At 73.5% G+C, this 11,359-nt stretch carries 9 protein-coding genes and 1 pseudogene; 8 read left to right on the forward strand and 2 right to left on the reverse strand.

Going from position 1 to position 11,359, the window contains the following annotated elements:
* The 6 genes from ACWEVO_RS16680 to ACWEVO_RS16705 form a co-directional block, all read left to right on the forward strand.
* The coding region (locus tag ACWEVO_RS16680) for a FadR/GntR family transcriptional regulator (RefSeq protein WP_452308417.1) at positions 1-776 on the forward strand (776 nt) is incomplete at its 5' end.
* 63 nt (positions 777-839) lie between these two features.
* Positions 840-2,204: a glutamine synthetase family protein gene (locus ACWEVO_RS16685; protein ID WP_452308418.1), complete on the forward strand. Its 1,365-nt coding sequence runs from the start codon at positions 840-842 to the stop codon at positions 2,202-2,204.
* A gap of 110 nt (positions 2,205-2,314) precedes the next feature.
* Positions 2,315-3,670 (forward strand): aldehyde dehydrogenase family protein, encoded by a 1,356-nt coding sequence (locus tag ACWEVO_RS16690; RefSeq protein WP_452308419.1) that lies wholly within the window; start codon positions 2,315-2,317, stop codon positions 3,668-3,670.
* Positions 3,671-3,675: 5 nt separating this feature from the next.
* Positions 3,676-4,443, forward strand: coding sequence for a 3-oxoacyl-ACP reductase (locus ACWEVO_RS16695; protein WP_452308420.1), 768 nt, complete (start codon positions 3,676-3,678; stop codon positions 4,441-4,443).
* A complete protein-coding gene (locus ACWEVO_RS16700) occupies positions 4,440-5,144 on the forward strand; it encodes a gamma-glutamyl-gamma-aminobutyrate hydrolase family protein (protein ID WP_452308421.1) in 705 nt (234 codons plus the stop codon). The genes ACWEVO_RS16695 and ACWEVO_RS16700 overlap by 4 nt, the downstream gene beginning before the upstream one ends.
* 265 nt (positions 5,145-5,409) lie before the next feature.
* Complete coding sequence (locus tag ACWEVO_RS16705) at positions 5,410-9,069, forward strand: SpoIIE family protein phosphatase (RefSeq protein WP_452308422.1); 3,660 nt, start codon at positions 5,410-5,412, stop codon at positions 9,067-9,069.
* Between the two features lie 18 nt (positions 9,070-9,087).
* On the opposite strand, the gene ACWEVO_RS16710 is transcribed toward ACWEVO_RS16705, so the two are convergent.
* On the reverse strand, positions 9,088-9,402 hold the full coding sequence (locus ACWEVO_RS16710) for an STAS domain-containing protein (RefSeq protein ID WP_452308423.1): 315 nt from the start codon (positions 9,400-9,402) through the stop codon (positions 9,088-9,090).
* Between the two features lie 95 nt (positions 9,403-9,497).
* Here ACWEVO_RS16710 and map point away from each other — a divergent pair, with 95 nt between their 5' ends.
* On the forward strand, positions 9,498-10,355 hold the full coding sequence (gene map, locus ACWEVO_RS16715) for a type I methionyl aminopeptidase (protein WP_452308424.1): 858 nt from the start codon (positions 9,498-9,500) through the stop codon (positions 10,353-10,355).
* Complete coding sequence (locus ACWEVO_RS16720) at positions 10,352-11,068, forward strand: VIT1/CCC1 transporter family protein (protein WP_452308425.1); 717 nt, start codon at positions 10,352-10,354, stop codon at positions 11,066-11,068. The genes map and ACWEVO_RS16720 overlap by 4 nt, the downstream gene beginning before the upstream one ends.
* A 19-nt stretch (positions 11,069-11,087) precedes the next feature.
* Here ACWEVO_RS16720 and ACWEVO_RS16725 read toward each other — a convergent pair.
* A pseudogene (locus ACWEVO_RS16725) lies at positions 11,088-11,359 on the reverse strand (nucleotidyltransferase domain-containing protein); the annotation flags it as partial.

An 11,359-nucleotide genomic window follows, 5' to 3' on the forward strand; every position in this document is an offset into this window, starting at 1 on the left:
CGCCCACCGCCGCCGCTCGCGCGGCTCCGGGTGACCCGATGCCGGCGGCGCGCGACCGTGCCGTGCCCGCCCTGCCGGTGTGGCGCCCGGTGCGCGGCGGCAACGCCTTCGAGATCACCGTCGCGCGCCTCGCCCAGGCCATCAAGCTCGGCATGGTCCGGGCCGGCGAGCGGCTGCCGGCCGAACGCGACCTGGCCGAACGGCTCCAGGTCAGCCGGGTGACCCTGCGGGAGGCGATCGCCGCCCTGCGCGACGCCGGCTACCTGGAGTCCCGCCGCGGGCGAACCGGTGGCACCTTCGTCCGCTCGGCGCTGCCCGCCCCCGGCGCCGGGGACGACGCGGGGGAGCTGGCCCGGGAGATGGGCGACCGCCTGCACGACGCGTTGGACTTCCGGCGGGTGCTGGAGTCGGGCGCGGCGGCCCTGGCCGCCGGCCGCAGCCTCGCGGCGGCGCAGCGGCAGCACCTGGTCGCCGCGCTGGCCGCCTCCCGGGAGCGGGACCCGCTCACCCGTCGCGTCGCGGACTCCCGGCTGCACCTGGCGATCGCCGCGGCCAGCGGCTCGCCGTCGTTGGCCGCGGCCGTCGCCGACGTGCAGTTGACCCTCGACCGGCTCCTCGCCGCGATCCCGGTCATCGACCGGAATCTCGACCACTCCGACGCCCAGCACACCCGGGTCGTCGATGCGATCCTGGGAGGCGACCCCGAGGGTGCGCGCTCGACCATGGAGGAGCACTGCGACGGCACCGCGGAGTTGCTGCGCGGGCTGCTGGTCTGAGCCGGGGCGGCCATTGACGGATCCAAAGGTCTGGTAGTAGACCTTTCCCATGGAGGCTCGCCGATGACGAAAGCTCCGCTCACGCTCGAACAGCTCCGGGTCGCGGTCGCCGAGGGCGAGATCGACACGGTCGTGCTGGCGCTGACCGACATGCAGGGGCGCTTGCAGGGCAAACGCTTCCACGCCCCCTACTTCCTCGACCAGGTCGTCGCGCACGGCAGCGAGGGCTGCAACTACCTGCTCGCCGTCGACGTCGACATGAACACCGTCGACGGATACGCGATGTCGAGCTGGGAACGCGGGTACGGCGACTTCGCGATGCGCCCCGACCTGGACACCCTGCGCCGGATGCCGTGGCAGCCGGGGAGCGCGCTGCTCCTGGCCGATCTCGAGTGGCTGGACGGCTCCGGCCCGGTGATCGCCTCACCCCGGCAGATCCTGCGCCGCCAGCTCGACCGGCTGGCCGCCCACGGCCTGACCGCGTACGCCGGCACCGAACTGGAGTTCGTGCTGTTCCGCGACTCGTACGAGGAGGCGTGGCGGCGCGGCTACCGGGAGCTGACCCCGGCCAACCAGTACAACGTGGACTACTCGCTGCTCGGCACCGCCCGGGTGGAGCCGCTGCTGCGGCGGATCCGCAGGGAGATGGCCGGGGCGGGGCTGACCCCGGAGAGCGCCAAGGGCGAGTGCAACCTCGGCCAGCACGAGATCGCCTTCCGCTACGACGCGGCGCTGGCCTGCGCCGACCACCACGTCATCTACAAGAACGGAGCGAAGGAGATCGCCGCCCAGGAGGGCATGTCGATCACCTTCATGGCCAAGCCGAACGCCCGCGAGGGCAACTCCTGCCACATCCACTTCTCGCTGCGCGACGCGGACGGCCGCTCCGCCATGCTCGGCGACGGCCCGGCGCACCTGTCGGTGACCGGGCAGCGGGTGCTGGCCGGGCTGCTGGCCACCATGCGGGAGTTCAGCCTCCTCTTCGCCCCGAACGTCAACTCCTACAAGCGTTACCAGCCGGGCTCGTTCGCCCCGACCGCGCTGCGCTGGGGCACCGACAACCGCACCTGCGCGCTGCGGCTGGTCGGCCACGGCCAGGGCATGCGGGTGGAGAACCGGGTACCCGGGGCGGATGTCAACCCGTACCTGGCGATCGCCGCGCTGGTGGCGGGGGCGGTGCACGGTATCGAGCGGGAGTTGGAGCTGGACGACGAGTGCAGCGGCAACGCGTACGACGACGGGGCCGCCGAGCGGGTCCCCGGCACCCTCCGCGACGCCCTCACCCTCTGGCAGGACTCGACGGTGGCCCGCGACGCCTTCGGCGCGGAGGTCGTCGCCCACTACGCCAACCACGCGAAGGTGGAACTCGCCGCCTTCGACGCCGCCGTCACCGACTGGGAGCTAACCCGTGGCTTCGAACGCCTCTGACCCCCGCCCGCTTCCCGCGATCTTGCACTTTCTGCCCTTGAGCCGTGGTGATGAGCGGCTTTTGCCGGGGCCACAGTCGCAAGATCGCGGGAGAGAGGGAGGGCGGGCGGGTGAGTGAGGTGCGGAACCCGGCCACCGGGGAGGTGGTGGCCACGGTGGCGGCGACCTCGGCGGCCGAGACGGACGTGGCGATCGAGCGGGCGGCGGCGGCGTACGAGTCGTGGCGGAACGTGGCGCCGGGGGATCGGGCGCGGCTGCTGCGGCGGTTCGCCGCGGTGGTGGACGCGCACCGGGAGGAGCTGGCGCTGCTGGAGGTGCGCAACGCCGGGCACACCATCGGCAACGCCCGCTGGGAGGCCGGCAACGTCCGGGACGTCCTGGACTACTACGCCGGGGCACCGGAACGATTGACCGGACGGCAGATCCCGGTGCCCGGCGGGCTCGACGTCACCTTCCACGAGCCGCTCGGCGTGGTCGGGGTGATCGTGCCGTGGAACTTCCCCATGCCCATTGCCGGCTGGGGCTTCGCCCCGGCCCTCGCCGCCGGCAACACGGTGGTGCTGAAGCCGGCCGAACTGACCCCGCTGACCGCGCTGCGCCTCGCCGAACTGGCCCTGGAGGCGGGGCTGCCGGAGGGCGTGTTCACGGTGCTGCCGGGGCGGGGGAGCGTGGTCGGCGAGCGCTTCGTCAGCCACCCGGCCGTGCGCAAGGTCTGCTTCACCGGCTCCACCGAGGTCGGCACCCGGATCATGGCCGGCTGCGCCGCACAGGTGAAGCGGGTGACCCTGGAACTGGGCGGCAAGTCCGCGAACCTGGTCTTCGCCGACGCCGACCTGGAGCGGGCGGCGGCCACCGCGCCGTACGCGGTCTTCGACAACGCCGGCCAGGACTGCTGCGCCCGCTCCCGGATCCTGGTCCAGCGCCCGGTGTACGACCGCTTCCTGGAACTGCTCGAGCCGGCCGTGCGCGCGTTCCGGGTCGAGGACCCCGCCGCCGAGAGCGCCGAGATGGGCCCGCTGATCTCCGCCCACCACCGGGACCGGGTCGCCGGGTACGTCGACGGCGCGAAGGTCGCCTTCACCGGCTCCCGCCCCGACGGCCCCGGCTACTGGTACGCCCCGACCGTGCTGCTCGCCGACGGCCCGGCCGACCGGCACTGGCGCGAGGAGGTCTTCGGTCCGGTGGTCTCGGTGCTCCCGTTCGACGACGAGGCCGACGCGGTGCGGCTGGCCAACGACACCGAGTACGGGCTCTCCGGCTCGATCTGGACCCGGGACGTGGGCCGGGCGGTCCGGGTGGCCCGGGCGGTGGAGTCGGGCAACCTCAGCGTCAACTCGCACTCGTCGGTGCGCTACTGGACCCCGTTCGGTGGGATGAAGCGCTCCGGCCTCGGCCGCGAGCTGGGCCCGGACGCGTTGCACGCCTTCACCGACGTCAAGAACGTGTTCATCAGCACGGAGGAGTGAGCAGAGTGCAGGGTCGACTGACGGACCGGGTGACCGTGGTGACCGGCGCGGGCAGCGGGATCGGGCTGGCCACGGTCCGGCGTTTCGCCGCCGAGGGGGCGCGGGTGGTCTGCGTGGACATCGACGCCGACGCCGGCAAGCGGGCCGCCGAGGAGGTGGGCGGGGAGTTCGTCGCCGCCGACGTGGCCGACGAGACGGCCGTGCGGGACCTCTTCGACGGGGTGGTCACCCGGCACGGGCGGGTGGACGTGGCGTTCAACAACGCCGGCATCTCGCCACCGGACGACGATTCCATCCTGGAGACCGGGCTGGACGCCTGGGAGCGGGTGCTGCGGGTCAACACCACCAGCGTCTACCTCTGCTGCAAGTACGTCATTCCGCACATGCGCCGGCAGGGCAAGGGGTCGATCATCAACACCGCCTCCTTCGTGGCGCTGATGGGCGCGGCGACGTCCCAGATCGCGTACACGGCGAGCAAGGGCGGGGTGCTGGCGATGACCCGGGAGCTGGGCGTGCAGTTCGCCCGCGAGGGCATCCGGGTGAACGCGCTCTGCCCCGGCCCGGTCGCCACCCCGCTGCTGCTGGACCTGTTCGCGAAGGACCCGGAGCGGGCCGCCCGCCGCCTCGTCCACGTGCCGATGGGCCGGTTCGGCAACCCGGAGGAGATCGCCGCCGCGGTCGCCTTCCTGGCCAGCGACGACGCCTCCTTCATGACCGCCGCGCAGTTCGTGGTGGACGGCGGGATCACCGGCGCCTACGTAACGCCGTTATGAGGCGGCCGCTGATCGGGATCAGCGCCTACGTCGAGCCGGCCGGCTGGGCGGTGTGGCGGGACGTGCCGGCGACCCTGGTGCCGCAGGCGTACGTGCGGGCGGTGACCGCGGCCGGCGGCCGGGCCGTGGTGCTGCCCCCGGACGACCGGGACGCCGACGTGCTGCGGGTGCTCGACGGGCTGCTGCTGGCCGGTGGCGCCGACGTCGGCCCGGAGCGGTACGGCCAACCGCCGGACCCACGGACCGAGAGCCGGCCGGACCGGGACGCCGGGGAGTTGGCGCTGCTGATCGCCGCGCTCGCGGTCGACCTGCCGGTGCTCGGCGTGTGCCGGGGGATGCAGCTGCTCGCGGTCGGGTACGGCGGCACGCTGCACCAGCACCTGCCGGACGTGGTCGGCCACGACGGCCACCGCCCGGCGCCCGGCGTGTACGGGTCGCACCCGGTCCGGTTCGCCCCCGGCAGCCGGGCGGGGGCGGTGATGGCCGGGGTGGACCGGGTCAACTCGTACCACCACCAGGGGGTGGCGGACGCCGGCGGTCTCGCGGTGACCGGCTGGGCCGACGACGGGGTGGTCGAGGCGGTCGAGGATCCGGCCCGGCGGTTCCTGCTGGGCGTGCAGTGGCATCCGGAGAACGACGCGGATCCCCGTCCGGTGACCGCCCTGGTCCGGGCCGCGGCCGGTGGACCCGGCGAGGTGTAGCGCAGATCACAGATGCGAGCTTCCTGAATCGGAGTTGGGGATATCTGGGCTGCTGCCGACCGTTCCGCGAAGATCACCGACCGGGCCGGTCCGACCCGCGGCGGTGCCGACTCGCCGCGGGGCGACGGTTACGTCAGGATGAGGCGTAGGTAACCAGCGACGACCGACGGCGATGCGTTACGTTGCTCGCCCATCGGGGTAGGAGACGGGGACGTCCGGCGCTGTCGCGCCGGTCGTCGTCGACAAGGCCGGAGCAGGAGGCTGCATGGGCTCGGCCCAGGGGGGCGAGGACGGGGGTCGCGCGTCCTCGGGGACCGGCGAGGCCGAGCTCCCACCGCTGCTGGCCGCCGCCTTCGCCGCCGGCGGCGAGATGGGTGAGCGGCTGCGCGCCTTCGACTGGTCGACCACCCCGCTCGGCCCACCGCACTCGTGGCCTCCCGCGCTCTCCCACGCGCTCAGCACGATGCTCTCGTCGCGAGCGCAGATGGTGGTCTTCTGGGGCCGCGACCATCTCTCCTTCTACAACGACGCCTACCGGCCGACCATCGGCGACAAGCACCCGGCGGTGATCGCCCAGTCCGCGCGGGAGCACTGGACGGAGACCTGGGACGTGCTCGGGCCGCTCCTGGACGGGGTCCACCGCACCGGCGTGCCCTACCGCGGCGAGAACCACCCCTTCGTGCTCAACCGGCACGGCTTCCTCGAGGACGTCTACTTCGACGTCTCGTACGACCCGATCCGCGGTGCCGACGGCAGCGTCAACGGGATCTTCTGCTTCGTCAATGAGACCACCGGCCGGGTGCTCGGTGAGCGCCGGCTGCGCGCCCTGGCCGAGCTGGGCACCGCCCTCGCCGACGTGCAGAGCAGCGTCGAGCTGGGCCGTACCGTCGCCCGGGTGCTCGACACGCACCGGGCCGACGTGCCGTTCAGCGCGATCTGGCTGCGCGGGGCCGAGGACGGCGCCGCGGCGCTGGCCGGCTGCGCGGGCGTGGCGCCCGGTGCGCTCGCCGGCGGGCCGCCGGAACCGGGGACCGCGGAGAGCGGCCCCCGCTGGATCTCCGTGGCCGACCTGCTCGGCGAGGTGCCGCCGGACGCTGCCGACCAGGCGCTGGTGCTGCCGCTCACCGCCACCAACGAGCCGGCCGGCGTACTGCTGCTCGGCGTGGCCCGCCGGCTGCCGTTCACCGACGACTACCGCGACTTCGTCGAGCTGGTCGCCGCGCAGGTCTCCCGGGCGGTCGGCCAGCAGCGGGCGTACGAGGAGGAGCGGGCCCGGGCCGCCGAGCTGGCCGCCCTGGACCGCGCCAAGACCAACTTCTTCGCCAACGTCAGCCACGAGTTCCGCACCCCGCTCACCCTGGTCCTTGGCCCGCTGGAGGACCTGCTCGCCGACCCGACGCTGCCGGCGCCGTACCTCGAGCGGCTGGGCATGATGCACCGCAACGCGCTGCGGCTGCTCAAGCTGGTCAACACCGTGCTCGACTTCTCCCGCCTGGAGTCCGGTCGGCTGGCCGCCCGCTACCAGCCCACCGACCTGGCGGACTACACCTCCCGGCTGGCCAGCACGTTCCGCTCGGCCACCGAACGCGCCGGACTGCGTCTGGTGGTCGACTGCCCGCCTCTGCCCGCGCCGGTCTACGTCGACCGGGACATGTGGGAGAAGATCGTCCTCAACCTGGTGTCCAACGCCGTGAAGTTCACCTTCGACGGCGAGATCCGGGTCCGGATCCGCCCCGGCCAGGGCGTCGCGGTGCTCGAGGTCGCCGACACCGGCGTCGGCATCGCGCCGGACGAGCTGCCGCACGTCTTCGAACGCTTCCACCGGGTACCCGGCGCCCGCTCGCGTACCCACGAGGGCACCGGCATCGGGCTCGCCCTGGTCCGCGAGCTGGTGGAGATGCACGGCGGCACGGTCCGGGCCGACAGCGTCGTCGACCGGGGCACCACCTTCACGGTGACCGTGCCGTTCGGGTACGGTCACCTGCCCGCCGACCGGGTGGCCGCGCTCGCGCCGGTGCCGCTCACCGAGTCGGAACAGGCGCGGCTCTACGTGGCGGAGACGGCGCTCTGGACCGACGGGGCCACGTCGCCCGGCGGCCTGCCGGAGCCGAGCGTCCAGCCGGCCGGGTCGGGGCGGATCCTGCTCGCCGACGACAACGCCGACCTGCGCGAGCACGTCAGCCGGCTGCTCTCCGCGTCCTACGAGGTGGTCACCGTGCCGGACGGGGTGGAGGCGCTGCGGCTCGCCGTCGACACCCCGTTCGACCTCGTGCTGGCCGACGTGATGATGCCCCGGCTGGACGGCTTCGGCCTGGTCACCGCGCTGCGGGCCAACCCGGTCACCCGGCACGTGCCGATCGTGCTGCTCTCCGCCCGGGCCGGTTCGGCCGAGGAGGTCGCCGGGCTCGCCGTCGGCGCCGACGACTACCTGACCAAGCCCTTCACCAGTCCCGAGCTGGTCGCCCGGGTCCGGGCCAACGTCGAGCTGGGGCAGCTGCGCGGGCAGATCATCCGCCGGCTGCGCGCCCTCGCCGACGCCGCCGTCGCGATCAACACCGCCCGGTCCACCGCCGACGTGGTGCAGGTCGCCGCCCGGCACGCGCTCAGCCTCGCCGAGGCCGTCCGGGTGGTGGTCACCGCCACCGGCGTCCGGTACGAGGCGGACGGCGGCGGCGACGCGCCGCTCGAGCCGTCGGCGGTGCTGCCGCTGACCGGGACCACCGGTGAGCAGCTCGGCGAGCTGCGGGTCTGGCGCCGGGAGGGCGGCGGCACCGAGCAGGCCGCGCTCACCGAGCTGGCCCGGCTGGTCGGGGTACGGCTGGAGAACGCCCAGCTCTACGAGGCCGAGCACCGCATCGCCACCACGCTCCAGCACAGCCTGCTGCCCCGGACGCTGCCGCAGCTGCCCGGTGCGGTGGTGGCCAGCCGCTACCTGCCGGGCAGCGCCGACGTCGAGGTCGGCGGCGACTGGTACGACGTGATCCGCACGCCGGACGACGAGCTGGTGCTGGTGATCGGCGACGTGGTGGGCAAGGGGGTCCGGGCCGCCGCCGCGATGGGCCAACTCCGCAACGCGCTGCGGGCGTACGTGCTGGAGGGCTTCGACCCCGGCGCGGCGCTGACCCGGCTCAACCACCTGGTCGGCTCCACCGAGGGCGGATCCTTCGCCACCGTGGTCTGCCTCTGGTTCACCCCGCGCACCGGCCGGCTCCGGTACGCCAGCGCGGGTCACCCCGCACCGCTGCTGATCCGGGGAGGCGACGTGGTGCTCCTGCACGACCGGGCGCTCGGGCCGCCGATCGGCGCGATCGCGCAGGCCGAGTACGGGACCGTCGAGAGTGAACTCGCCCCCGGCAGCCGACTGCTGCTCTACACCGACGGCCTGGTCGAGGACCGGCGGCTCGGTATCGACGCCGGCCTCGACCAGCTGCGGCGGGACGCGACCACCCGGGGTGAGCACGTGGCCGACCTGGTCGACGCGGTGGTCGAGCGGGTGGCCGGACGGGCCCGGCACGACGACGTGGCGGTGCTGGCGTTGGAGGCGGCCGAGTTGAACCGCTTCGCGCTGCGGCTGCCGGCCGACCCGACCCGGCTCAGCGTGTTGCGCAAGCGACTGGAGGACTTCCTCGTCGCCCACCACGTCGGCGAGACCGACCTGTTCGACCTGACGGTGGCGATCTCCGAGGCCGCCGCGAACGCCATCGAACACCCGGTCAGCCCGGCCGAGGCGGTGATCACCGTCGAGGTCACGATCGAGGACCGGTTGGTGACAGCCACGGTGCGGGACACCGGACAGTGGCGGGAGTCGAGCGGATCCAGCTTCCGGGGCCGGGGCCTGGCGCTGATCCAGGCGCTCGGCGAACTCTCCGTCACCCGTACCGGCGACGGCACCGCGGTGACGCTGCGCCGCCGGTTGGCCGACTGAGAGGCGCCGGCGAACCGCTCACGCGGGCGCCAGCCAGCCCTGCTCGCCCAGGCCGGAGATCTCCAGCACCCGGCGTACCTGGCGGGACGGCAGCACGGTGAGCGCCCCCGGGAACCGCTGGGCCAGCCGGACCACGGCGTGGATCGCCGCCGAGTCGAAGAAGGTGACCCGGCGCAGGTCGAGCGTGACCTGCCGGGCGGGCTCGCGGAGGACGGTCTGGAACATGGTGTCGGCGGTGGCCATGTCGACCTCGCCGGCGACGGTGACGCGGAGGTGGTCACCGTCGACCTCCGCGGTCGCGGAGAAGACGGAAGACGCGCCTTCTTGATCCACGGAGCAACAATGGCACAGCACTTGCGGCGCGGCAACAACCCCGCCGAGCGGGCCGTGGCCGGGGTCACCCGGGCCCGCGGCGATAGGCTGTGCCCATGACCGTCCGTGCGCCGCTGACCCCTGGCACGCTCTCCCCGTGGCGAGCGGTGCCCGCCCACATCCCGCGCCCCGAGTACGTGGGCAAGAAGCGTCCGCAGGAGTGGCGGGGCTCGCACGTGCAGACGCCGGAGACCATCGAGAAGATGCGCGTCGCCGGCCGGCTCGCCGCCCAGGCCACCCAGCTCGCCGGCGAGCACTGCAAGCCGGGCGTGACCACGGACGAGATCGACAAGGTGGTGCACGAGTTCCTCTGCGACCACGGCGCCTACCCCTCGACGCTGGGCTACAAGGGCTTCCCGAAGTCCTGCTGCACCAGCCTCAACGAGGTGATCTGCCACGGCATCCCGGACTCGACGGTGCTGGAGGACGGCGACATCATCAACGTCGACGTCACCGCGTACATCGGCGGCGTGCACGGCGACACCGACGCCACCTTCTGCGTGGGCGAGGTGAGCGAGGAGGCCCGCCTGCTGGTCGAGCGGACCCACCAGGCGATGATGCGCGGCATCAAGGCGGTCGCCCCGGGGCGGCAGATCAACGTCATCGGCCGGGTGATCGAGTCGTACGCGAAGCGGTTCGGCTACGGCGTGGTGCGCGACTTCACCGGCCACGGGATCGGCGAGTCCTTCCACAGCGGGCTGTACGTGCCGCACTACGACAGCCCGCGGCCCACCGACGTGATGGAGCCGGGCATGACGTTCACCATCGAGCCGATGATCACCCTCGGCACTCACCAGTACGACATGTGGGACGACGGCTGGACGGTGGTCACCAAGGACCGCAGGTGGACGGCGCAGTTCGAGCACACCATCGTCGTGACCGACGACGGCTACGAGATCCTGACCCTGCCGTGACCGACACCCCGGCGGCGCTGCGCGAGGCGCACCACGCGGACGTGGCCGGCGGCTGGCTCCGGCCGGCCGTGTTCGGCGCGATGGACGGCCTGGTCACCAACATCGCCCTGATCGCCGGCGTCGGCGGTGGCGGCGTATCGCCGCGCAGCATCGTCCTCACCGGCACCGCGGGCCTGGTCGCCGGGGCGATCTCGATGGGCCTGGGGGAGTACACCAGCGTCCGGTCGTCCAACGAGCAGGTGGCCGCCGAGGTGGCCAAGGAGCGGCGCGAGCTGGAACGGCATCCCGAGGCGGAGGCCCGCGAGCTGGCCGAAGCCTGGGTGGCCCGGGGCCTGCCCCGCGACCTCGCGCTCCAGGTGGCGAACGAGATCCGGCGCAACCCCGAGGAGGCGCTGCGGATGCACGTCCGCGAGGAGTTGGGCATCGACCCGGACGAGCAGCCGAGCCCCTGGGCGGCGGCCGTCTCGTCATTCCTCTGCTTCTCGCTGGGCGCGCTGGTCCCCCTGATCACCTACCTGCTCGGCTTCACCAGCCTCTGGCTGGCGCTCGGCGTCGGCGGGGTGGGCCTCTTCGTGGCCGGCGCGGTCGTCGCCCGGTTCACCCACCGCCCCTGGTGGTCCAGCGGCCTGCGCCAGTTCCTCCTCGGGGCGCTGGCCGCCGCCGCGACCTATCTGGTCGGCGCGCTGATCGGCATTCAGGGCGGCCTCGGCTGAACCGCCGTCCCCACGGGGGTCAGGCGGTGAGGAGATCGTCCACGGTGCCGTCGACGGGGCGACCCCGGGCGGCCAGTTCCTCGGCCTGCCGGGCGAGCACGGCACCCACCTCGGTCATGTCCGCGCCGGCCAGCCCGGTACGCCGTACCGCGTCGCCGGGGTCGCGGAAGTAGGTTCGGCTGAACAACCCCTGCACGGTGGCCGCCGCGAGGCGCGCCTCACCCAGCATGAGCAGCGCCTGGTCGGTCTCGTACCACTCGGCGAGGCGCAGCGCCCGGGCGTGCGCCGCGC

The sequence above is a fragment of the Micromonospora sp. NPDC003776 genome, assembly GCF_053605645.1.